The sequence below is a fragment of the Kribbella qitaiheensis genome, assembly GCF_014217565.1.
GTDB classification, from domain to species: domain Bacteria; phylum Actinomycetota; class Actinomycetes; order Propionibacteriales; family Kribbellaceae; genus Kribbella; species Kribbella qitaiheensis_A.
On the sequence record NZ_CP043661.1, the window covers coordinates 2,281,777 to 2,302,500 of the forward strand.

Consider the following 20,724-nt stretch of genomic DNA (forward strand, 5'->3'; position numbering starts at 1 on the left):
AAGAACACCCCCAAGGTCACGGCCATGGCCATGGGCACGGTCATGGGCATGATCGTCGGGATGGTGTGCGGGGGTGGATCGGGTCGGTGTTCACGCCACACAGTCATGATGCGGCCGACTCGGTCGATTCAGCGCTCGAGGCGAGCAAGGACGGGATCCGTGCGGTCAAGATCAGCCTCGTCGCCTTGGGGGTCACGGCCTTGGCCCAGGCGCTGCTGGTGGTCATCACGGGGTCGGTGGCGTTGCTGGCTGACACGATCCACAATCTCTCCGACGCGCTGACGGCGGTGCCGTTGTGGATCGCGTTCGTGCTGTCGCGGCGGCCGGCGTCGCGCCGCTACACCTACGGCTATGGCCGTGCCGAAGACCTCGCCGGGGTGTTCATCGTGGCCATGATCGCGCTGTCCGCGGTGGTCGCGGGCTATGAGTCGGTCCGCAGGCTGCTCGACCCGCAGCCGTTGGGCCACTTGTGGGTACTGGTCGGCGCCGGCTTGGTCGGGTTCGCCGGCAACGAGCTCGTCGCGGTCTATCGGATCCGGGTCGGGCGCCGGATCGGGTCGGCCGCGTTGATGGCCGACGGGCTGCATGCCCGCACCGATGGGTTCACCTCGTTGGCCGTCGTGGTCGGTGCGGTGGGGGTGATGGCCGGGTTCCCGCTGGCCGACCCGCTCGTCGGGCTGGCGATCACCGTCGCGATCTTGTTCGTACTCAAGGGCGCGGCCACCGATATCTACCGGCGCCTGATGGACGCTGTCGATCCCGAGCTGGTCGAGGTCGCCGAAACCGCGCTGCGCTCCACGCCGGGCGTCGACGACATTGACGAGCTGCGGCTGCGCTGGACCGGGCACCGGATCCGCGCCGAAACCAGTGTCGTGGTCGATGCCGCACTGAGCCTGGTCGACGCGCACGCGATCGCCAACGATGCCCATCACCGTCTGCTGCATCAGGTCCCGAAGCTGGACGCAGTCACCGTTCATGTCAGCCCGAACGCGTCCGACGGCCGGGATCACCACTCTGTACTCGCACACCACACCGTCGACGGGTCGCGGCCAAGCCCTTCGGCAGACGATTGAAGTCACGCCCCTCGGCAGCGAACAGGTCACGCAAAGGGGTCATGCAAAGCGCGCCTGGCTACTGTGGGTCTGTGATGGCACGGTCGGCAGTTGTGCGATCGGGACTCACGCGGATCCTGACAGTGGTCGGCGTGGTCGCCGGTGTCCTTGCTATGCACGGTCTGACCAGCAACCACGACGCAGCGATGCCCGGGATGGCAGCTGCGCAGACCGACAGCTCCAGGCCGGCAGGGACCGGCGACCCCACGATGACGACCGGCCACGCCAGCGCCGTTGATAGTGGCGTTCACCTGACCACGGCAGCCTCGGCCGGGTCCACGACCGAGAAGCCCCAGGCGCGCGATACCGACGCCGGCCACGGAATGGCAGGGGCCTGCGTAGCTGTCCTGACTCTTTCGCTGCTGCTCCTGGCTCTGGCCCTCAGGTCGCGGTGGCGGCTTATCTGGCGGACAGTTCCTCGAGATCCGCGACCGGCACAGCGGCCTGTACCGGCTGGCCGGCCGGCACCGTGGCTCGCGCCTTCGCTGTCCAAACTCTGCGTACTGCGGACCTAGGCCCACCGGCCTGCGGGGACCCGCGCCGCTGCTGGCTGCGCGCTGCCCGTTCAGCTCCGCACCGCACTGTTCCTTGGACAGCGATGAGAGGTTCTTTGATGACGCGCACCACCCGTACTACGGCTGCCGCGGCGACGGTGATCGTCGCCGGCGCGCTGGCTTTGACCGGCTGCAGCAGCACCACCGATCACGGCTCGATGCCGGGCATGTCCCAAGCGACCTCACCCGCGGCCAGTACGACTTCGGGCAACACAGCGGCGCCGGTGGGCGAACACAACGATGCAGACGTCAAGTTCGCCACCGACATGATCCCTCACCACCAGCAAGCCGTTCAGATGGCCCAGCTGGCGGCGACCAAGGCCACTACCCCGGCAGTGAAGGAGCTGGCGGCCGGTATCAAGGCCGCTCAGGATCCCGAGATCAAGCAGATGTCGGCATGGCTCACCGGTTGGGGTGCGCCGGTCCCGAGCTCGATGGCCGGCCACGACATGCAGGGCGCGATGCCGGGAATGATGAGCATGGACGAGATGGCGAACCTGGACAAGGCCACCGGTCCGGCATTCGAGCGGACGTGGCTGCAGATGATGATCAAGCACCACCAGGGCGCGGTCACGATGGCCAAGACCGAACAAACCACCGGCAAGGCCACCGCGGCGATCGCGCTGGCGAAGAAGATCGAGACCGGCCAGACCGCCGAGATCGACACCATGCAGAAACTCCTGGTCCACTACACAGGTCGTTGACCACTACGGAAGGGGATCGGCAACCTGCGGATCCCCTTCCGTCGGTCGATCAGGGGATAGGCCGGCCAGGCGGCGAATGGCAGCTAACCCGTCTGGGGTGCCTGGCCAGTGCCGTTCGAGTGCTCCCGGGCCGGCGCGACGGGTAACAGAGCGCAGAGCGAGGGCCACGATCACGGCGTCGTCGGCGTACCCGACGACGGGGATGAAATCGGGCACCAGATCGAAAGGCACCCCAAGATAGACCAGCAGCAACCACAGCCGGATCCGGACGCCGCGGGGCAGGGACGGGTCACCGGCCAGACGCCTCAGCAACCGGATCAGGTCAGGCAGCAGCCGAAGCGCATCACGGACTCGCAGCTCGTCGGGGCGTGCGCACCACAAAGCCATGACCAACACGGTCCACAGCAACAGCAGACCACCCGCAACGCCAATGACTACTGACCACCAAGACACCTGCACGGATAAGAGTGTGAGCCATCCCGAGCGCTATCCGGGCTGCAGGTCGGCGACGAGTTTCTCGACTCGGCCGCGGATGTCGTCGCGAACTTCGCGGACGACCTCGATCGGTTGACCGGCGGGGTCGATGAGTTCCCAGTCTTCGTAGCGTTTGCCGGGGAAGATCGGGCAGGCGTCGCCGCAGCCCATGGTGATCACGACATCGCTGTCACGGACGGCTTCGCTTTCAAGGAGTTGGGGTGTGTTGCCGGTGATTTCGACGCCGACCTCGCGCATGGCTTCAATGGCGATGGGGTTGATCTGGTTGGCGGGCTCGGATCCCGCGGAGCGGATTTCGACGGTGTCTCCGGCGAGGTGGCGCAGCCAGCCGGCGGCCATTTGGGAGCGGCCGGCGTTGTGGATGCAGACGAAGAGTACGGCGGGTTTGCTCACGAGGACGCTCCTGCAGTGGTGTCGGTGTGTGGGGTGACGACGTCGTCGGCGGAGGCGCCCGCGTTCGGGTAGAGGACGGCGACCAGGGCGGCGCCGAGGATGGCGCCGAAGGCCTGGAAGACGATGAAGAGGGGCACGGAGCTGGGTGCGATGCCGGCGAAGGTGTCGCTGAAGGCGCGTGCGATGGTGACGGCTGGGTTGGCGAACGACGTCGACGAAGTGAACCAGTACGCCGAGCCGATGTAGGCGCCGACTGCGAGCGGTGCGAGGTGGGCTCGGCCGGACGAGGCGAGCGCGAAGATCAGCAGGATCAGACCCGCGGTCGCGACGGTCTCCCCGATATAGAGGTGGCCCGCCGATCGGTCGTGGGTTGACCAGGAGATCGCGGCTTGACCGTACATGAGGTTGGCCAGAATGGCCCCGGCTACGCCCCCGGCGATCTGGGTGGGGATGTAGGCGGCGAGGTCGCGGCCGGGCAGGGCCGGTGCCGGTGCGTTGGCCGAGCCACCAGTCGATGACGGACACGACCGGGTTGAAGTGGGCGCCGGAGACCGGGCCGAGCATAAGGATCAGTACTGCCAGACCGAGCGCGGTCGCAAAGGAGTTCTCCAACAGCTGCAACCCGACGTCACCGCGGGACAATGAGGCGGCGGCGATTCCGGAGCCGACGACGACGGTGACGAGGAGGCCGGTGCCGAGTGCTTCGGCCAGTGCACGCCGCCACAACGGTGGTTCCGTCATGCGCGGCTCACGGGTACGGCTAGTTCGTACAGGAGTACGCGGACCCGGCGTTCGATCTCGTCGCGGATCGGGCGTACGCCGGTCACCTCGAGGCCGTTGGGGTCGTCGAGGTCCCAATTCTCGTAGCGGGTGCCGGGGAAGATCGGGCAGGCATCGCCGCAGCCCATGGTGACGACCACGTCGGCGGCGCGGACAATCTCGTCGGTCCACGGCTTGGGGAACTCGGTCGAGATGTCGATGCCGCGTTCGGCCATCGCAGCGATCGCGGACGGATTGATCTCGATTCCGGGTTCGGAGCCGCCAGACCAGGCAACGGCGTTGTCGCCGGCCAGTTGCTGGAAGAACCCGAGCGCCATCTGCGAGCGGCCGGCGTTGTGCACGCACAGAAACAGCGCGACGGGTTTGCCGTCGTCGTGGTGACCTTCGACCCGGGCGAGTGCGTTGAGGCGTTGCCGGGCGAAGCGTTCGGCCAGCAGGGGCAGGAAGTTCGGGATCGTGCTGCCGGTGGCGAACTGGTCGTAGCTGGAGCGCAGGAACCGTTCGATCGTCTCGGCGCCGTAGATGTCGGAGAACTCGGCCGTGAGCCGCGCTGCCGCGGTGGTCAGTGCGAGTTGCTGGTCGATGGACAGGTCTGCGTGTCGGTGCCAGGTGAGTTCGGTCATCGGGTACTCCCGGTGGTATCTGCCGCGCCAGGCAACGATGCGGGCGACAGGGCGGGCGCCAGCCGGTCGATCCGGTCGGCGAGTTCGGTGTAGGCGGCCTCGAAGGCCGCGTCAGTATCGACCTGCGCGGGGTCGGGCACCGACCAGTGCAATCGGGCTCGCTGCTCCGGCGGCAGATGTTCGTGGGCGTTGTCGCAGACCGCGATCAGCAGGTCGTCACGTCGTACGACCTCACTCAGGTGCGCCGTGTGCCAATCGGTGGGGTCGAGATCGTGGCGGCGTGCAACCTTCAGCGCACGGGGATGGACGCGCTCGGCCGGTTGAGTACCCGCCGAGACCACGGGCACGTGACTGCGGCGCGACCAGATCGCCGCAGCGAGCTGCGACCGGGCGGAGTTCTGGGTGCAGACGAACACGACCCGCTTGGCTGCGAGCAATGCCGGCGTGGCGATCGCGGCCAGCGCCGCGGGTTCGAGCCGGACATAGGTCCGCCGACGGTCACTCTCGGATCGGGTGCGCACGATCAGGCCGGCCTCTTCCAGCACCTTCAGGTGATGGGCGACCAGGTTGGTCGGCAGGTCCAGCGCCGTACCGAGTTCGCCCGGAGCGGCATCACCGCTCACCAGGGTATCCACGATCGCCAGCCGCGCGGGATCGCCGAGCGCCGCGTGGATGCGGGCTCGCTCCGCCAAGATGAATCGCTCAATGTTCATTGACTCAATGATCACTGAGCGATATCAGAGAGTCAAGCGACCGTGCCCGCCATCCCAGTCAAGGCGCGTCCGGGCGGCTGGGATCAGGTGGCGGCCGAGGTCTCCGGGACCGTGAGAAAGTCGAGATCCACCGCAGTCGCTCGGGCACGGGCCAGCAGTAGACCCAGGTGCCGTGCCGTTCGCAGTCGACCAGGCCGGCCTCCAGCAGCACCTTGAGGTGATGGGAGATCGTCGGGCCGCTGACATCGAACTGCGGCGTCAGGTCGCACACGCAGACCTCGTCGCCGACAGAGGTGATGATCGAACAGCCGGAGCCCGACGGGTCGGCGAGCGCCTTCAGCACCGCGGCTCCCTCGGCGGCCCCGGCCGGGCCAGCGCGCGTGAGTGGCCTCGGCGTGGCCAGCCTGGTTTGACGGGTGAAATGTGGGACGCCGTGGGACGAGAGCTGAGTCTCATGACTCGCCGGCGGCACGGGCTTGGTTCCAGGCGGCGTTGCGGAGCAGCCGTAGCCCGTTGAGGCCGACGAGGACGGTGGAACCTTCGTGACCGGCGACGCCGAGGGGCAGGGGCAGGTGGCCGACGAGGTCCCAGATGACCAGGACGGTGATGAAGCTTGCCGCGATGACAAGGTTCGCGGCCACGACCCGACGCACTTGCCGGGACAGGGCGATCACGGTGGGGATGGTGGTCAGGTCGTCACGGACGACGATGGCGTCGGCGGTTTGGAGGGTCAGGTCGGATCCGGCGCCGCCCATGGCGATGCCGGCCTGCGCGGCGGCCAGGGCTGGGGCGTCGTTGATGCCATCGCCGACTGCCGTGACGCGTTCGCCGGCGGCTTGGAGGTCGCGGACCGCGGCGACCTTGCCGTCGGGCAGCAGTTCTGCATGGATGCTGGTGATGCCGACCGCTGCGGCGACTTGTGCGGCGGTGGTGGCGTTGTCTCCGGTGAGCAGCACTGGCGGCGTGCCGGTCAGCTGGGTCAGCCGCTGGACTGTTACTGGCGCTTCGGGGCGGAGTTGGTCGACGATGCCGAGGATTGCGGTCGGTTCGCTGTCGATCAGGACAACGACCGCGGTCGCTCCGGCCTGCTGCAGCTCGGTGACTGCTGTCTGGGCGGCCTGGTCGTGGCCGTTGTCTTCGGTGAGGAGTGCAGCTGGGGCGCCGATCTGCACTTGCCGGCCGTCGATCGTGGCCGTGACGCCGAGGCCTGCAGTGGCGGTGAAGGTGTCGACGGGCGTGAGGGTGAGCTCGGCGGCGCGAGCGGCTGACACGACTGCGGCTGCGAGCGGGTGTTCGCTGGGGTGCTCGGCGGACGCGGCGATCGTGAGGACCTCGTCGTAGGTGAACTGGGTGTTCTCGAGAAGCCGAATTTCGGCCAGGTGTGGGATGCCGCGGGTGAGGGTGCCGGTCTTGTCGATCGCGATCTGCGTGGTGGCGCCGAGTTGTTCCATCACCACCGCTGACTTCACCAGGACGCCATGCCGGCCGGCGTTGGCGATCGCCGCCAGGAGCGGCGGCATCGTCGCGAGCACGACCGCGCAGGGCGAGGCGACGATCATGAACGTCATCGCCCGCAGCAGCGTCGACGTGAACGGCTGCCCGAACACCAGGGGGACCACGAACAGCGCGACGGTCGCGGTGACCATGCCGATCGAATACCGCTGCTCGATCTTCTCGATGAACAACTGCGTCTTGGCCTTGGTCCGGGCGGCATCCTCGATCAGCCCGGCGATCCGGGCGACCACCGACTCGGCGGCCGGGCGGTCGACCCGGATTCGCAGCGCGCTGGATCCATTCAGTGTTCCGGCGAACACCTCGCTCCCGATGGCCTTGTCGACCGGAAGTGGTTCGCCGGTGATGGTGGCCTGATCGACCTCGCTGGATCCGTCGAGTACGGTCCCGTCGGCACCGATCCGCTCGCCTGGCCGTACCCAGACGACGTCTCCGACGGCTAGATCGGCAACCCGAACCGTGTCCTCCCGCGACCCGTCGGCCTCCGCGGTCGCGATCCGGGTCGCGGTGTCGGCTGCGAGATCCAGCAGGCCGCGGATGGAGTCCTCGGTGCGTTTCGTCGCGACTGATTCCAGCGCGCCAGAAGTGGCGAAGATGACGATCAGCAGACCACCATCCAGGATCTGACCGATCGAGGCTGCGCCGATGGCGGCCGCGACCATCAGCAGGTCGACGTCCAGCCGCTTGTTCCGCAGCTCCTGCAGGCCGGCCCACCCCGGTTCCCATCCGCCCGCGATGTAGCAGGCCAAGAACAGCGGCCAGTAGACCCATGCCGGTCCGCCGGCCAGGTTCACGATCAGCCCGGCCAGGAACAGGACCGTTGCGGCCGTCGCCCAGCGCACCTCGGCCAAGGTCCAGGCGCTCCGCCACCAGCCGCCGCTAGGCGCCGTACGAGCTGAAAGAGAGGTCGCGCCGCGGACAGTTGCAGGTTCAGTGTCTGCGGTCACCTGCACATGCTACCTGCGCATACATGCATATACGCAAACAGGCGGGCAGCTTGTACTGTGCAAGTATGCACTCGTCGATCGAGAACTTCGAGATGCCGAACGATGAGCAGGTCCACCTGGCTGCGGAGTCGTTCCGGCTGATGGCCGACCCGACCCGGATCAAAGTGCTGTGGGCGCTGCTTCAAGGCGAGTCGTCGGTCGCGTGCCTGGCCGAGCTGGCCGGTGCCGCCCCCGCCGCGGTGAGTCAGCACCTGGCCAAGCTGCGCCTGGCCGGCCTGGTGAAGGGCCGCCGGGAGGGCACCTTCGTGTACTACTCGGCCGCTGACGATCACGTGAAGGGCCTACTGGATCAGGCGCTGTTTCACGCTGACCACCTCGACCGCGACCTAGCCGACCAGAGCCGGGCCAACGCAGGGAACCCGTAGACCGACGCGAGGTCGTAATTTTCGCCGGCATTGCCAGGGTTGTGGGCATGCCGAGGCTGACGGATCGTCGGGTCAGCGGGCGTTTGCTGCGCAGGAAGTCATGGTGAGGTCGCTGCCTTCGATTTACCTTTCCGGCCGATGATGGTGTTCTTCCGCTGAGCGAGGAGGATCTGGCCGCCACGGATCAGGAGCAAATGAACATCGACGATGGTCCGAAATCGGTCAGAATGCATGTTGCAGCACTTTACTGACGGCCGCTTCCCCTCGCGCGAAGTCTGGCTCGCACTCGAGTACCTCGGCGTCTCACAAGACTCCGGCCTGGCGGACTCGGGGAGAGCCTGAGCCAGGTTTCATGGGTCGTGTGAAGTCCTGCGACGGCCACATCAACTTCGCCTGTCCCGACGACGGAGTCAGCCAGGGTGAGCTTCTGATCCGGCACTCCAGCAACGCAGCCAACCTGCTGCACTGCTTGCTCAGTGGAAGACCTTTACCGCCACACGTCCCCACTGGGGCAGATCTCATCCTCGGCAGCAAAGGTTTTCGCCGTCGCCAATCCGATACCAGTTCCTCCGCCGCCGATCACCACGATGCGCCCTATACACCAGATCCTACGAGCGAACACGGGACCCCCACGCGGACGGTTCCGGCCAGCCGTAGGCATCCGAGATGAGCCTGTGCGGCAGGAGTCCTCGCCTCAGTCTCCGTCGGGCGGGTCAGCCGACGCCCCGTCACGCTGCCAGATCTCGTGCATAGTCGCCTCATACTCCTCGAATGGCTCCATCCCCACCGCCGCCCGCCTCACGGCCAGACCGTCGAGATCCTCGATCGGACGCGGCGCCAGTCCGTTGCCGTGGTCAACAAATTGTGTCCCGAACAGCTGAGGCCGATTGCTGTTCACCCTCACTCGATCTTCCAAATAGGCAAAGAACCGCGGCGATGCCTCACCAGCATCAACTGCCTGTTCCATCAGCTGATGGAAGAACCGCTGGTTGTCCGGCTGCATGTCCGCGTGTTGCGCCAGCAGCCAAGCAGCGGTGGCAGCTTCTTCACCGACCTCGGACAGCTTCGGCCAGCCCCGCTCGGTGACGACATCGACAAGCCAGCCTGTGTTGTCGGCGTCCACCTCGCTGATGGCCTTCCACAGCTCGGTACGCGGGTCGTCCGACCAGCCGTCCACCGCGTGGCGGGCTTCCTGGTCGAGCCTTGACCGGCGCTCGAGTTCCGCACGGAGCGCGTCAGTCTTCATCGGTTCGAGGCCCCGTCGCGTTCCATTCGATGAATGCGCCGTCCTCCACGCTCACCCGGACCGTCCCGCCGCTGCGAAGTACGGCAACCTGGTCCAGCTGCACCACACCGCCCTTGGCCGCGGCCACACTCCGGACGACTCGGCCACGAGGACCGGTGAGTCCTTGTGCACAAGGTGACCCGCGAAATGCGGTACCACCAGATGGCCGGACCACCGCTGCGCCAGCAGCTGATGGCGCAGCGGTGGTCCATCTCGATTAACGACAACGGCCGGTACTTCTCCCTCTCCTTTACCGGCAGCACGCGCCAGATCGCCGAACCGATCACCACGGTCTCGATGTGCTGCTGTGGGCCGGGCTCGAAATTTTCCAGCGTGGGGGGGTACGAAATGCACCAGACCTCACCTTCGCGGCCGTCGACCAGCACTGGCTTGTCCTCGTCCAACGCCGTGTGCAGGAGCGGGTCGCTGGCATCCACCAGGACCAGGCCGCTGATCAGGTCTGGCCACAGGCGCGCGAAGGCGTCCACGATCAGGCCACCGATCGAATGACCGACCAGCACCCACGGCGCCGGAACACCTGCCTTGTTCAACAGCTCGAACAGCTGCTCAGCGCCCCACTGGATCGGCTGAGCCTCATCTGCCGCCGTAGCCGCATCGACAGGCCCGCTGCTCCCGCAGCCGGCCCTGTCGTAGACGAACGTGGAAAGCCCAGCAGGAAGGCGCTCCAGCACGCCGTCCCATTCCTCCCCAGGCCCGCCGAGCCCAGACACGAACACGATGCACGGTGCACCACCCGGCACGTACCGGACCCTCAGCTCAATGCCGTTGACGATGCAGCTTTCCTGCCGTTCGCTCACGAATATTCCTTTCACGGACACACGATCCCGGGCAAGGCTCGGTCGCGAAGCAACGTGTTGATCACTCGAGGCTTGGTTTCGCGCTGTGGGACAGCTATCCCAGCCTGTGCGTCTTACGCCGGGGTCTCGGCTTGGAGGATGTCGGCGAATTTCTCCAGACCGACCGACCGGGAGGCCTTGATCAAAACGACGTCTCCGGGGGTAAGCAGGTCGTTCAGGATCGGCAGCAGGGCATCGGGGTCGGGGGCTGCTTCGATGCGTGGCGCCTTGGAGTGGGTCCTTGCGGCCTCGGTGAGTGTGGTGATCTCTTCGGTGTCGCCTACGGTGACGAGGATCTTGATGCCCAGGTCGCCGACGAGTTGCCCGACTGCCTGGTGGGCTGGATTGGCGGTGTCGCCGAGTTCCCGCATGGTTCCCAGTACGGCGATCATTCGTCGTCCCTGGGCGAGGGAGGCGAGCGTTTGGAGGCCTGCGCGCATGGACTCGGAGTTGGCGTTGAAGGCGTCGTTGACGATCGTCACGCCGTCGGTGCGTTCGAGGACCTGGAGCCGAGCTGTCGATACCGGTTCGGCAGCTGACAGCGCTTCGCCGATCAAGGCGGTGTCCATGCCCAGAACGTGGGCGGCCGCGGCGACCGCAAGGGCGTTGTGGACCTGGTGCGCACCGAGCAGGCGCAGCGACACCGGCGCCGAGCCTTGCGGGGTATGCAACACGAACGACGCACGACCCGCAGTGATGCCAATGTCGGTGGCGCGGATATCGGCTGCAGGACCGGTTCCGTACGACACGACCGATGCTGCGGTGCGCTGGGCCATCGCGGCGACTAGGTCGTCGTCAGCGTTGAGGATCGCGACGCCACCATCGGCTGCCGCGGGGAGTGCCTGGACCAGTTCGCCCTTGGCCGTGGCGATCGCTTCACGGCTGCCGAACTCCCCGACGTGGGCAGAGCCGATATTGAGGACGATCCCGATGCTTGGTGGGGTAAGGGTGGCCAGATAGGCGATGTCACCTTGGTGGCGTGTGCCCATCTCGAGGACCAGGTAGCGGGTTGATTCACTTGCCCCCATCACGGTCAGTGGGAGCCCGATCTCGGTGTTGAACGATCCCGGGGTGGCGACGGTCTCTCCATGTCGGGAAAGGACCTGCGCGAGCAGGTCCTTGGTGGTGGTCTTCCCTGCGGATCCGGTCAGCGCGATGATCTGTGCCCCGGCCCGGGTCAGGACATGCTGGGCGATCTGGCCCAGCGCGACAGTGACGTCGGCGACGACGACGGCGGGAACACCGACCGGATGGGTGGCCAGTACACAACTGGCGCCGGCGGCGGCGGCCTGGTCGACGAAGTCGTGCCCGTCGACACGGGCGCCGCTCACCGCGACGAACATCCCGCCTGGGCTGACGTTGCGCGAATCACTGGCGCTGCGGCCGGTAACCGGCATCGCCGGGTTGGTGGCGTCGTGGATGGTGCCGCCGGTGGCAACGGCGATTTCGGCGAGGGTGAGCGTGATCAAGACAAGGTCCTTACGGGAGAAAGCGGAGCGAAAGTGATGGCACGGCCGGAGTAGGAGGCCTGGACCCGGCTCAAGGGCACCCGTTCGTGGGTCTGCCCCCAGCCGGACGGATCCCGGATGAGGATGGTCGGATCCGGTGCGTCGTGATAGCCGCGGGCGATGACCAGGTGCCCGCCGGTGCGGCCATCGTCGGGGAACTGCTCGGTGATCGAGATGATCACCGGGGCGTCGCCGAGCCGGCCGACCAGTTCATCGGCCGCGACGGGCTCGGCGCGACCCGGCACCCCAAAGCTGGCTGCCAGGTCGGCCAAGCGTGTGTGCACAGCGCCTTGCGGGGTGAACACTTCGTGCTTGACCGCCAGCTTCAGTAGCTCGGTGACTGTCGGGGCTTGGCGGCCGTAGGCGAGCAGGATCATCCGTACCGCTGCTATGCCGCACGCCCGGTTGGACCACTCGGTGCGATCTCCGAGTGCCCAGCCTCCGTGGAGATCCCATTCGGCCGCGTCGATGAGCTGGCGACACATTGGGACGTCGTGAACGTGAGGCACAGCAGCAGACTCCCGATGTGGGTCAGGATGCGGGCTCCCGCACGATGGCTGGGCCGACGTTGAACACGGGAGTAGGAAGAGGCACATCATAGGAGGCCCGCGTGAGCGCCTCACGGAGAACCGCCCGCACGACATCGACGTGGCTGAGCCCGCACAGGCCGGCGCCAGTGACGAAGTTGGCGTCCCTGGACATGCCTGGCGTGGTGTTCACCTCGAGCGCGAACAGCTCACCGGCGCCGGTGACCATGAAGTCGATCCGGGCCGACCCCCGGCAGCCGAGGCCTTCCCACAGGGCCACGGCGTACCGGGTCAGGGAGTCCAGCACTGCGGCGGGGAGGTCGGCCGCGGTCACGGAGACGGTTCCCTGGCCGTCGGCGTCGAGTTTCGCCGCGGCGTCGTAGAACTCTCCTGCGTGGACTTCGGTGGCCAGCGGCGGGAACACCAGCAGCCCATCGGGCAGCTCCAGCAGGCCGACGGTGACGGGCAGGCCGGTGATGTGTTCCTCGACCAGGACCAGGCAGGGGTCGGTGGCCCAGGCGTGTTCGAGGGCCGGCAGCAAGGCGGCTTCCTGGCGGACCAGGCTCATGCCGACGCTGGAGCCGCCTTGAGCCGGTTTGACCATCACCGGCCGCCCTGCCCACTGCGGCGTCGTTCCTTGCTTCCAGACCTGCCAGGCGGGCGTGGGGATGCCCAGGCCTTTCATGGCCTGCTTGCACAGGATCTTGTTGGCGGCGATCGCGGCCGCGGCCACGCCGCTGCCGCAGAACGGCGTCCGCAGGTAGTCCAGGAGGCCTTGGAGCCGTCCGTCCTCGCCGTAGGGGCCGTGCAGGTTGGACAGTGCCACGTCGAAGTTGAGGAGTTCGGCGATGAACCGCGGGTCGCACGGGTCGAGGATCGTGAAGGTCGCGCCGATTTCGGTGAGCGATCCCGACAGTGCCGTGACCGACAGTTGGTCGGTGGGGCTTTCAGCGATGTAGAGCCGGTCCTCGGCGGACAGGCCGCCGTAGACCAGCGCGACGTTCAGGCCCGCTTCGCGGCCCTCGTGCCAGATCCGTAATGCGTCGGTTTGGCGGCTGATGGCCGCGTGGTCGTGGGCGTCGATGAGTGAGGTCATGTCAGTTCTCCTTGGTAGGTGAGGGTGACGGGGCCGCCGATCCAGAAGGCACTGCTGCGCTCGGCGTGCGGACGCACTGTGAGCGGTGTTCCGGATCGGTTGTGGACGGTGACGGGGCTGTCTGTGACGAGGCCGTGGAGGGTCGCGACCACAACAGCCGCGACGGCTCCGCTGCCGCAGGACAGCGTCTCGGCCTCCACACCCCGTTCGTAGGTGCGGATCTTCAGCGCCTGCGGACCGGTGGCCTGGACGAAGTTGACGTTTGACCCGAGCGGCGCGAGGCGGGGGTGATGGCGGACCAGGCGGCCGCATTCCTCGGCATCCAAGCTGTCGACGTTGTCGACGACCGCGACCACGTGCTCGGTGCCGGTGTGGGCGGAGTCGAAGCACAAGGCGTGACCGTTCCAGACCAGCTCGATGCACCGAGGGTCGATCGCACCGGCTTCGGCGGTCACCCAGCTGCCGTCGTCACCGACCAGCGCCTGGTGCTTCACACCGGCCATCACCAAGGTCATGTCGTGGAAGGAGTGGTCCGTGGCTGCGCACCAGGCCGCGCAGCGCAGGGCATTGCCGCACATCGTGGCGATCGAACCGTCGGCGTTGAAGCAGGCGACCCCGAGGACAGCGGGGTCGGTGTCGATCAGGGCGCTCACGATCAGCCCGTCCGCGCCGATCCCGGTACGCCGGGCGCACAGTCGCCTGGCTGTGTCCGACCAGTCCTTGTCGAGGTCCGCGCTGGAACCGGCGATGAGGATGAAGTCGTTCCCGGCACCGTGGATCTTGCGGAACCTCACATCAACCACTACTCCTTCGTTGGGATGGAAGTGGCCGCTCGCAGTGCCAACCCACCGGGCGGGCCTGTCGATGGCAGGGCGAGGCCGACGGCAGGGGTCCTCCTCGGGGAGGAATACACCGCCGGCCCCCGCCGGTTCAGGGGACGTACCGTGGTGGATGGGTCGGATCGTCGTGGGCATCCAACCCGCCCGCGGGCAGGTGATGCGGTGTGGTGTCGAGGAGGCCTGCTGCTCGCGACAGCAGGTCGTGGGGTGGCAGCGGGACCGGGTCGAGCCAGCGGATGATCGTGGCGCCGCCGTGCCCGTGGACGGCGGCCACCTGGTCAAGGTCGTCGAACACAGCCGTGCACGGTGTCGTGCTGATCCAGCGCAAGGAAACCGACCCGTCGGTGAACTGGATGCCCTCGGCAACCTCACCGGTGCCGCTCACACCGGAGATGTCGGTTTGCCGGTCGAGCCAGAATCGCCGGTGGCTCACAGCGCTGTCAGTGGCCACAGGAGTTGCTCGTTCGGTAGTTCCGGTGTCGGCGTTGCCGACATGTCATCGTCGGGCGGCAACGGCTCGTTGGTTATCTTGAGGCCCGCGAACCGGCGATCCATCGCTGCGGCGTACCGCTGAGCGAGATCGGGCTCGGCGCAGTAGTCGGCGATCACGTGCACCCCGAACCAGATCCGGACCCGGCGGCGCCGAACCGTCCCCGTGGTGGTCATCAGCGGTCCAGCTGTTCATGGACGAGGTCACGAACCATCAGTGCGGACGCGATGGCGGCTACCGCCACCAGGATCCAGTTGCCTACGACCACTTGTCTCATCTCCACGCATTCATCCGGGACGGCTCGAATCGGCCTCGTAGCACGTGAGTGCCGAACTGTGGAACCTGCGCCTCGCGATCGGCAGTTGACGTCTGGTGTGCCACGTCGACTCCCGTCTCTTGGCGCAGAACCAGCAAGAGGTCCGGCACACATGAAAGATGTAAGACATCCTGCATCCGACCTAAGTGGGTGTCAACAACACGTATGACATCGGATGACGCACAGCCACGGGCTACGATGAGCGCTACGCGCGGACGGGAAGGGGCGGAGATGACCCAGATCGAGGCACCGCGGCCCCGCTTCGCTCAGATCGCTGACATCCTGCGCGATCGCATCCAGCGTGGAGTGCATGCACCCGGCTCACCGCTGCCCAGCGAGCCCGAACTCTCCCGGGAGTTCGGCGTCTCCCGGGTCACGATCAACCGTGCGGTCGGCCTGCTGCGCACCGAGGGTCTCGTCCAGGTCCGCCGCGGCAAGGGCGCCTTCGTCAGGCCAATCCCAGTCATCACTCGGGTGGCAACTCAACGGCACGGTGCCCGCGATAAAGGCCGCGGAGCCTACGACGTGGAGACCCGCCGGGTCGGTCTGGAGCCCAGCTGGACGGCATCGGTAGAGCGGGTACCCGCCTCCGAATTGACCGCAGGCCTGCTGAACGTGGCGGTCGGTGCCGAACTCGTCGTACGGCGCCGCAAATACTTCGCCAACGGCGTACCGACACAGATAGCCGACACCTACCTGGTCAGTGAACTGGCCGAGAAGGCCGGCGTCACGGAGGAAAACACCGGTCCCGGCGGCACCTACTCCAGACTCGCGGACATCGGCCGTGGCCCGATCCATTTCACCGAAGAGATTTCCTTTTGCAGTGCCATCGCCGCCGAGGCCACCTTCCTCGACATGGAGCCGAATCAGGCCGTCTTCGAGATCCTGTTCGTTGCCTCAGACCGCGAACATCGGCCCGTCGCCGTCACCCGCCACATCATGGCGGGGCACCAATGGCGGCTGCGTTACGAGTGGACCGACGAACCAGAAGGTGGATCTGAGTGATCGACACCCACATTGCATCCCGGCCCGGGATCCTCGCAGCGGCCCAACGAGGACTCGTTCGCAGCAGTCGCTGATCTGGTCATCGTCGCCGACGGCGCCACTGCGCCGGACGGTCTCGGAACCGGGTGTGTCCATGATCCACGCTGGTATTCGCGAGAGCTCACCGCCCAAGCCACGGCGGCACACGTCCGCTATCGCGACGCTTCCCTGGCCGATATCCTCAGCACAGCCATCAGCGCCACCGCCGATGCTCACGCCTCAACCTGCGACCCCGGCCACCCGGGCACACCGTCGTCGACCGTCGTGATGCTGCGAGCCCGGGCCGAGACCCTCGAGTGGCTCGTCCTCGGTGACGCAACCCTCGTCCTGGAAACGCCGCACGGACTCAATGCGATCTGCGACGACAGGCTCTTCCAGACCAACAAGGAACTCCGCAACCAGGTCCTGCGCACGACGGCCGATGACCCCAAACGCCCGGCGCGAATCGCCGCCCTGGTCGATGCCCAACGCAACTTCCGCAACGTCGAAGGCGGCTTCTGGGTCGCCGCCTCCGATCCCAACGCGGCATACAAAGCCCGCGCCGACACCGAACGGCTCGCCGCAGGAACCACATGGCGCGCCGCGCTACTCACCGACGGAGCCTCCGCCGCGGTCGACACTTACGGCCTCACCGACTGGCACGGACTTCTCAACCTCCTCGACGCCGCCGGCCCGAACGGCTTGCTGGAATCCGTCCGCAAGATCGAGGCCGACGACCCTGCGGCGCAGCGCTACCCCAGGATCAAGCGATCCGACGACGCAACCGTCGCCTACCTCACCGGAGCACCTGAGTGAGCGAGATCCCTCTCCACCGCATCGGCGTCTCCGCCGTCACGATCGACGACCAGGGCCGCGCCCTCGTCATCCAACGCCGCGACAACGGCCGCTGGGAAGCCCCCGGCGGCTTCCTCGAACTGGCCGAAACCATCGAAGACGGCGCCCGCCGCGAAGTCCTCGAAGAAACCGGCCTCGTCGTCGAACTACAAAACCTCACCGGGATCTACAAGAACATGACGCTCGGCGTCATCAACTTCGTCTTCCGGGCCCGAGCAATCTCCGGCCAACCCACCACCGGCCCGGAAACCAAAGACACCCGCTGGGTCACCAGAGACGAAGTAGCCGGCCTGATCCCCATCGAAGCCTTCGCCATCAGGACCCTCGACGCCCTCGACAACCCCGCAGCCCCGCGCATCCGGCACCACGACGGCGTCCATCTGCTTTGAGCGAGCCGCTGCGCATCCGGCACCACCTAGCCCGACCATGGCCTCGAACTCGACCAGCTCATGGCGGCGCCGCGTACGCAGCCAAGAACCCCGGCCTGAATGTCGTGGCCGCACACAACATCGCTGTCGACGCCCACCACCCCCTCCTGCGCAGTGTTCCGCGTCTGATCGCCGCCACCGTCCATGTCAGCCCCCCGCAAACACGACCATCACTAGCGTCTTACCCATCACCTCGAACCAACCCAGCACTAACAAGAGCCCAGCCGTCCGCGGCGCGTCACAGGTCTCTAACCAGACCCCGCCCAACCATTGGGGCTGCTGACCTCCGAGCTCCGGCAGGAGAAACGAGGCACCGTGCCATGGCCCTGCACCATGGATCATCTCCGGTCAGTTGAAAACCAGGGCACGGAAGGCATCACGAATCATGGCAATCGGCTCGCGATCCCTGCTGAAGTACAGCTTGTTGGTGAGCAACGTCGCCCAGAGGCCTTGAGCTCGGTCCACCCACATGGCCGTTCCGGTGAAGCCGTAGTGAACGTAGATCCCTTCCTCAGCTGCCGTTCCGGGAGCAGGGTGCCAGAAGAAGCCGCGGGCGGGCTGGAGATTCCCGGTGTGGATCTGCAGGGACTCTGCAACCCATTTCTGCCCGAACCCTGCCGGTCCGACCACTCGGCCGTCACTGAGGTAGCGCAAGAACAGCTCAATGTCCGACAGCGGCGAGAACACTCCGGCGATACCACAGACGCCGCCGAGTAGCCGTGCGGAGAAGTCATGGGCAACTCCCCGTAGCCGCAGGCCTGTTGCCTCATCGATCTCGGTGGGGGCCGCCCGGTCGACGAGTGCTGCAGGCAACGGCCCAAACTGGGTTTCCAGCATGCCCAGCGGTCTCCAGACATGCTCCAAGACGTACTCATCGAGCCTGACACCGGCGACGTGCTCGATCACCAGACCGGTGATCAGCGCCGCACGGTCGGTGTACTCCACCGCGGTCCCCGGATCCCGATGCAGTCCTTCTTGAAGAACACCGCGGCGGATGGCCTCGTGCTCTGTTCCATACGGAGCACGGAGGTTTGCCCGCAGAGGCACCCCGGCTGTGTGGGTGAGCAGATGATGCACAGTCACAGGCGCCAGGGGATACCCCGCTACTTCGGGCATCACCGAACCCAACGGCTCGGCCAGGTCCAGGACCCCACCTTCCCAGAGTGCGCCGACCGATGCCCATACCGCCATTACCTTCGTCAGGCTGGCGACATCGAAGATCGTCGTCGGCAGAGTCAGCGACGCTGGCTGGTCCGGGTCAAGTACGCCCGCGGCCCCGCGAAGCACCGTTCCGTTCGTGTCACCAACGGCCCACGCAACGCCGGGAAAGACCTGCTCGATGATCGCGGTCTTCACCAATTTGCTGATCGCTACTTCAAAGTCAGCGATCATGCTTCGCCACCAGCCCCAGCATGGGGCCGTGCGGGACCTAGCCTGGTCGCTGAGAGGGAAGAAGGTCCCGTTGTCCAGATAACCGTGTACTCGACCATCTGGCCCGGCGGCCGCTGCAGCGCCTCGGCCAGCACGCTGCCTCTGACCGCCGAAGGGCTGGTGCCGTAGAGGTTCTTCAGGTTTGCCCGCAGCGGCAGCCCAGCAGTGTGGGTCAACAGCTGGTGGACCGTTGCCTGCCCCACCGGGTGTCCCTCGGCCTCTGGCCAAAACGAGTCGAGCCGACTGGGGAGCCGGAGTTCCCCCGCGGTAGCTTGCACACCGATCGACGCCCACACCGTGAGAACCTTCGTCAGGCTCGCGACATCAAAAACGGTGTCCGGCAGCATCGGCTGATCCGGCTGTGTAGGGTCCACGACCCCGACCGATCCACCGACGCTGGTCCAGTCCGTGTCACCGACGGACCAGACCGCGCCCGGATAGACTCGGCTGCGGTAGCCGGCCTCGAGTAGCTCCTCGACACGGTCAACGCTGAACATGCTGAGGCCCCTTTGTCGGTGGCTGTGGTGACTACCATCTGATGCTCCGCTCCCGGCGTAATGTGTCGGCGCCGGCCTGGTGCTGCAGGTTCGCCAGCCCTGGGTACCAGTGCCGGAAATCTTATGAGGGCACACACGTCCCACCTCAAACGCCCGACCGCAAATCGCCGAGTCGGAGGCGTCTCAGCCAGGGACATTCCACATCTCACGGTAGGTACGGTCAGCTGCTGCATCACACACAGGGCAGTGAGGCACAACGACGCCTAGGCCATCGATCGTCCAGACTTCGCGACAAATGATCCCGCACCTGTCACAACGCGTTCGCTGGCTTTCGTCAACTGTGTCCAGATCCCACCCCAGGGACACGGCAAGCAGTCTGGTGGCCAGCCCTATGTCGCTCACCGGTGCCCAACTGAACGCCGGCCGTCTGCCCTTCACCATTCGCATGGGTTCCACCAGCCCCATGCACCAAAGGTCGCCCTCCAGGATCGCGCGCGCCACAGACGACAGCTTGCCCGGCTTGGAGAGCCAGCGGATCCGTGCTCCCCGGCCGCGCATGCCGATCGGCACGAGGCCACCGCCAGGCAGCATCGACAGGTTGAGCAGACCAGGCACATCGAAGCCGAGCAACGTCGGCCATTGGACCCATGCGCGGCTGTGCAGATCCCAGTCCTCGCAGGCCCAGTGAGGCGTCAAGCCCTGGAAGAGATCGCTAACGGTCCAGTGCCAGTCGCCGTCAGTTGGCCGGACGTCTTGTACGGGCCGATCCATGTCCAGGCCGATGAGATGGCCGGTCACGGTGTAGTCCTGGTCCTGGTCGGGTTCGAGCAGCAGCGTCGGAAGGGTGATGTCCCACGTTTGGGCAGCAAGGAGCAGCCAGACGATTTCATGGCCGGCCTTCACATGAAGCTGCGTACGTTTGCAAGCCGCAGCCTCATCGAGGCGCGATGTCTGGATCTCCCACACGATCGTGCGATCGCCGGCGGGGGAGGTGGTCAGTACGTCGGCGCGCCAGCCATCTCCGGATCGCTCGAGATGCGCCTCCCAGCCACAAGCACGGGCCAGCCGGGCTATCCGCGCCTTCAGCTCTTGATGCTCGATCGACTCGCCGGCGCTGGTACAGGCCTGCGATGCTCCCGGACGATGCTTGAAATGCCTGGTGCCTCGTGGGGAAACTGCCGCTGTCATTGCATGGCGGCGCTCGATACAGGCCAGGTGCTGCGTCTCGGCGGGAACCCGGTGGATCTGTGTCCAGATCTGCTCGCCGGCAGGTCCGGTCAAGGTGGCGTCGAGCAGTTGATCGCGGCCGCGGTG

Annotated in this window: 25 protein-coding genes and 1 pseudogene; 7 read left to right on the forward strand and 19 right to left on the reverse strand. The window is 66.6% G+C overall.

Annotation, left to right across the window (positions count from 1 at the left end; genetic code table 11):
• Positions 1 to 86: 86 nt before the first annotated feature.
• The 3 genes from F1D05_RS10310 to F1D05_RS10315 all read left to right on the forward strand — a co-directional run bounded on the left by F1D05_RS10310 (position 87) and on the right by F1D05_RS10315 (position 2,370).
• Complete coding sequence (locus tag F1D05_RS10310) at positions 87 to 1,073, forward strand: cation diffusion facilitator family transporter (RefSeq protein WP_246486575.1); 987 nt, start codon at positions 87 to 89, stop codon at positions 1,071 to 1,073.
• Between the two features lie 74 nt (positions 1,074 to 1,147).
• Positions 1,148 to 1,627: a DUF6153 family protein gene (locus F1D05_RS42915; protein ID WP_428995011.1), complete on the forward strand. Its 480-nt coding sequence runs from the start codon at positions 1,148 to 1,150 to the stop codon at positions 1,625 to 1,627.
• A 98-nt stretch (positions 1,628 to 1,725) separates the two neighbouring features.
• Positions 1,726 to 2,370, forward strand: a complete 645-nt coding sequence (locus F1D05_RS10315; RefSeq protein ID WP_185447182.1) for a DUF305 domain-containing protein — start codon at positions 1,726 to 1,728, stop codon at positions 2,368 to 2,370.
• Between the two features lie 3 nt (positions 2,371 to 2,373).
• On the opposite strand, the gene F1D05_RS10320 is transcribed toward F1D05_RS10315, so the two are convergent.
• From F1D05_RS10320 to F1D05_RS10350, 8 genes and pseudogenes are all read right to left on the reverse strand, one after another.
• Positions 2,374 to 2,757, reverse strand: a complete 384-nt coding sequence (locus F1D05_RS10320; RefSeq protein WP_185447184.1) for a YkvA family protein — start codon at positions 2,755 to 2,757, stop codon at positions 2,374 to 2,376.
• 99 nt (positions 2,758 to 2,856) lie between these two features.
• Positions 2,857 to 3,258: an arsenate reductase ArsC gene (locus F1D05_RS40015; RefSeq protein ID WP_246486847.1), complete on the reverse strand. Its 402-nt coding sequence runs from the start codon at positions 3,256 to 3,258 to the stop codon at positions 2,857 to 2,859.
• Entirely contained in the window at positions 3,255 to 3,659 is a 405-nt protein-coding gene (locus F1D05_RS40020) for an aquaporin (protein WP_246486576.1), read from the reverse strand. Before F1D05_RS40020 ends, F1D05_RS40015 begins: the two co-directional genes overlap by 4 nt.
• Positions 3,660 to 3,834: 175 nt before the next feature.
• Positions 3,835 to 3,999, reverse strand: a pseudogene (locus tag F1D05_RS40025) (aquaporin family protein); the annotation flags it as partial.
• Positions 3,996 to 4,661 (reverse strand): arsenate reductase ArsC, encoded by a 666-nt coding sequence (locus F1D05_RS10335; protein ID WP_185447185.1) that lies wholly within the window; start codon positions 4,659 to 4,661, stop codon positions 3,996 to 3,998. The gene F1D05_RS10335 and the pseudogene F1D05_RS40025, both read right to left, overlap by 4 nt.
• The gene (locus F1D05_RS10340) at positions 4,658 to 5,374 is read right to left on the reverse strand and encodes a helix-turn-helix domain-containing protein (RefSeq protein WP_185447187.1); all 717 of its coding nucleotides are present in this window, start codon (positions 5,372 to 5,374) and stop codon (positions 4,658 to 4,660) included. The genes F1D05_RS10335 and F1D05_RS10340 overlap by 4 nt, the downstream gene beginning before the upstream one ends.
• Before the next feature lie 58 nt (positions 5,375 to 5,432).
• A complete protein-coding gene (locus tag F1D05_RS10345; RefSeq protein WP_246486577.1) occupies positions 5,433 to 5,717 on the reverse strand; it encodes an ArsR/SmtB family transcription factor in 285 nt (94 codons plus the stop codon).
• Between the two features lie 109 nt (positions 5,718 to 5,826).
• Positions 5,827 to 7,833 carry a heavy metal translocating P-type ATPase gene (locus F1D05_RS10350; RefSeq protein ID WP_281388930.1) on the reverse strand — a complete coding sequence of 669 codons (2,007 nt, stop codon included), beginning with the start codon at positions 7,831 to 7,833 and terminating at the stop codon, positions 5,827 to 5,829.
• Between the two features lie 65 nt (positions 7,834 to 7,898).
• Between F1D05_RS10350 and F1D05_RS10355 the strand changes: the two genes are divergently transcribed.
• Positions 7,899 to 8,258, forward strand: coding sequence for an ArsR/SmtB family transcription factor (locus F1D05_RS10355; protein WP_185447190.1), 360 nt, complete (start codon positions 7,899 to 7,901; stop codon positions 8,256 to 8,258).
• A 694-nt stretch (positions 8,259 to 8,952) separates the two neighbouring features.
• Here F1D05_RS10355 and F1D05_RS10360 read toward each other — a convergent pair.
• The 8 genes from F1D05_RS10360 to F1D05_RS10395 form a co-directional block, all read right to left on the reverse strand.
• Positions 8,953 to 9,504, reverse strand: a complete 552-nt coding sequence (locus F1D05_RS10360) for a DUF6624 domain-containing protein (RefSeq protein WP_343066583.1) — start codon at positions 9,502 to 9,504, stop codon at positions 8,953 to 8,955.
• Positions 9,501 to 10,361 (reverse strand): alpha/beta fold hydrolase, encoded by an 861-nt coding sequence (locus F1D05_RS10365; protein ID WP_185447194.1) that lies wholly within the window; start codon positions 10,359 to 10,361, stop codon positions 9,501 to 9,503. The genes F1D05_RS10360 and F1D05_RS10365 overlap by 4 nt, the downstream gene beginning before the upstream one ends.
• Positions 10,362 to 10,474: 113 nt before the next feature.
• The gene (locus tag F1D05_RS10370; RefSeq protein ID WP_185447196.1) at positions 10,475 to 11,869 is read right to left on the reverse strand and encodes a UDP-N-acetylmuramoyl-tripeptide--D-alanyl-D-alanine ligase; all 1,395 of its coding nucleotides are present in this window, start codon (positions 11,867 to 11,869) and stop codon (positions 10,475 to 10,477) included.
• On the reverse strand, positions 11,866 to 12,393 hold the full coding sequence (locus F1D05_RS10375) for a C39 family peptidase (protein WP_185447198.1): 528 nt from the start codon (positions 12,391 to 12,393) through the stop codon (positions 11,866 to 11,868). Before F1D05_RS10375 ends, F1D05_RS10370 begins: the two co-directional genes overlap by 4 nt.
• A gap of 46 nt (positions 12,394 to 12,439) precedes the next feature.
• Positions 12,440 to 13,531, reverse strand: coding sequence for a D-alanine--D-alanine ligase family protein (locus tag F1D05_RS10380; RefSeq protein WP_185447199.1), 1,092 nt, complete (start codon positions 13,529 to 13,531; stop codon positions 12,440 to 12,442).
• Positions 13,528 to 14,334 (reverse strand): diaminopimelate epimerase, encoded by an 807-nt coding sequence (gene dapF, locus F1D05_RS10385; RefSeq protein WP_206686153.1) that lies wholly within the window; start codon positions 14,332 to 14,334, stop codon positions 13,528 to 13,530. Before dapF ends, F1D05_RS10380 begins: the two co-directional genes overlap by 4 nt.
• A 127-nt stretch (positions 14,335 to 14,461) precedes the next feature.
• Positions 14,462 to 14,821, reverse strand: coding sequence for a hypothetical protein (locus F1D05_RS10390; RefSeq protein ID WP_185447201.1), 360 nt, complete (start codon positions 14,819 to 14,821; stop codon positions 14,462 to 14,464).
• The gene (locus tag F1D05_RS10395) at positions 14,800 to 15,036 is read right to left on the reverse strand and encodes a hypothetical protein (protein WP_185447202.1); all 237 of its coding nucleotides are present in this window, start codon (positions 15,034 to 15,036) and stop codon (positions 14,800 to 14,802) included. The genes F1D05_RS10390 and F1D05_RS10395 overlap by 22 nt, the downstream gene beginning before the upstream one ends.
• 371 nt (positions 15,037 to 15,407) lie before the next feature.
• Here F1D05_RS10395 and F1D05_RS10400 point away from each other — a divergent pair, with 371 nt between their 5' ends.
• The 3 genes from F1D05_RS10400 to F1D05_RS10410 are packed head-to-tail and all read left to right on the forward strand — an operon-like array spanning position 15,408 to position 17,443.
• Positions 15,408 to 16,181 (forward strand): GntR family transcriptional regulator, encoded by a 774-nt coding sequence (locus F1D05_RS10400; protein WP_185447204.1) that lies wholly within the window; start codon positions 15,408 to 15,410, stop codon positions 16,179 to 16,181.
• A 12-nt stretch (positions 16,182 to 16,193) separates the two neighbouring features.
• On the forward strand, positions 16,194 to 17,015 hold the full coding sequence (locus F1D05_RS10405) for a protein phosphatase 2C domain-containing protein (protein ID WP_185447206.1): 822 nt from the start codon (positions 16,194 to 16,196) through the stop codon (positions 17,013 to 17,015).
• Positions 17,012 to 17,443 (forward strand): NUDIX hydrolase, encoded by a 432-nt coding sequence (locus F1D05_RS10410; RefSeq protein ID WP_246486578.1) that lies wholly within the window; start codon positions 17,012 to 17,014, stop codon positions 17,441 to 17,443. Before F1D05_RS10405 ends, F1D05_RS10410 begins: the two co-directional genes overlap by 4 nt.
• A gap of 387 nt (positions 17,444 to 17,830) precedes the next feature.
• Here the strand turns inward: F1D05_RS10410 and F1D05_RS10415 are convergent, their stop codons facing one another.
• The 3 genes from F1D05_RS10415 to F1D05_RS10425 form a co-directional block, all read right to left on the reverse strand.
• The gene (locus tag F1D05_RS10415) at positions 17,831 to 18,874 is read right to left on the reverse strand and encodes a serine hydrolase domain-containing protein (RefSeq protein ID WP_185447208.1); all 1,044 of its coding nucleotides are present in this window, start codon (positions 18,872 to 18,874) and stop codon (positions 17,831 to 17,833) included.
• Positions 18,871 to 19,410, reverse strand: a complete 540-nt coding sequence (locus tag F1D05_RS10420; RefSeq protein WP_185447210.1) for a serine hydrolase — start codon at positions 19,408 to 19,410, stop codon at positions 18,871 to 18,873. The genes F1D05_RS10415 and F1D05_RS10420 overlap by 4 nt, the downstream gene beginning before the upstream one ends.
• 183 nt (positions 19,411 to 19,593) lie before the next feature.
• Complete coding sequence (locus F1D05_RS10425) at positions 19,594 to 20,691, reverse strand: hypothetical protein (protein WP_185447212.1); 1,098 nt, start codon at positions 20,689 to 20,691, stop codon at positions 19,594 to 19,596.
• Between the last annotated feature and the right edge of the window lie 33 nt (positions 20,692 to 20,724).

What these genes read in the sequence shown, in the direction of transcription:
- F1D05_RS42915 (WP_428995011.1), top strand. Translation starts at nt 1,148, where the DNA reads ATGGCACGGTCGGCAGTTGTGCGATCGGGACTCACGCGGATCCTGACA.
- F1D05_RS10315 (WP_185447182.1), top strand. Translation starts at nt 1,726, where the DNA reads ATGACGCGCACCACCCGTACTACGGCTGCCGCGGCGACGGTGATCGTC.
- F1D05_RS10320 (WP_185447184.1), bottom strand. Translation starts at nt 2,757, where the DNA reads ATGGCTTTGTGGTGCGCACGCCCCGACGAGCTGCGAGTCCGTGATGCG.
- F1D05_RS40020 (WP_246486576.1), bottom strand. Translation starts at nt 3,659, where the DNA reads ATGTACGGTCAAGCCGCGATCTCCTGGTCAACCCACGACCGATCGGCG.
- F1D05_RS10335 (WP_185447185.1), bottom strand. Translation starts at nt 4,661, where the DNA reads ATGACCGAACTCACCTGGCACCGACACGCAGACCTGTCCATCGACCAG.
- F1D05_RS10340 (WP_185447187.1), bottom strand. Translation starts at nt 5,374, where the DNA reads ATGAACATTGAGCGATTCATCTTGGCGGAGCGAGCCCGCATCCACGCG.
- F1D05_RS10355 (WP_185447190.1), top strand. Translation starts at nt 7,899, where the DNA reads ATGCACTCGTCGATCGAGAACTTCGAGATGCCGAACGATGAGCAGGTC.
- F1D05_RS10360 (WP_343066583.1), bottom strand. Translation starts at nt 9,504, where the DNA reads ATGAAGACTGACGCGCTCCGTGCGGAACTCGAGCGCCGGTCAAGGCTC.
- F1D05_RS10375 (WP_185447198.1), bottom strand. Translation starts at nt 12,393, where the DNA reads ATGTGTCGCCAGCTCATCGACGCGGCCGAATGGGATCTCCACGGAGGC.
- F1D05_RS10380 (WP_185447199.1), bottom strand. Translation starts at nt 13,531, where the DNA reads ATGACCTCACTCATCGACGCCCACGACCACGCGGCCATCAGCCGCCAA.
- F1D05_RS10395 (WP_185447202.1), bottom strand. Translation starts at nt 15,036, where the DNA reads ATGACCACCACGGGGACGGTTCGGCGCCGCCGGGTCCGGATCTGGTTC.
- F1D05_RS10400 (WP_185447204.1), top strand. Translation starts at nt 15,408, where the DNA reads ATGACCCAGATCGAGGCACCGCGGCCCCGCTTCGCTCAGATCGCTGAC.
- F1D05_RS10415 (WP_185447208.1), bottom strand. Translation starts at nt 18,874, where the DNA reads ATGATCGCTGACTTTGAAGTAGCGATCAGCAAATTGGTGAAGACCGCG.
- F1D05_RS10420 (WP_185447210.1), bottom strand. Translation starts at nt 19,410, where the DNA reads ATGTTCAGCGTTGACCGTGTCGAGGAGCTACTCGAGGCCGGCTACCGC.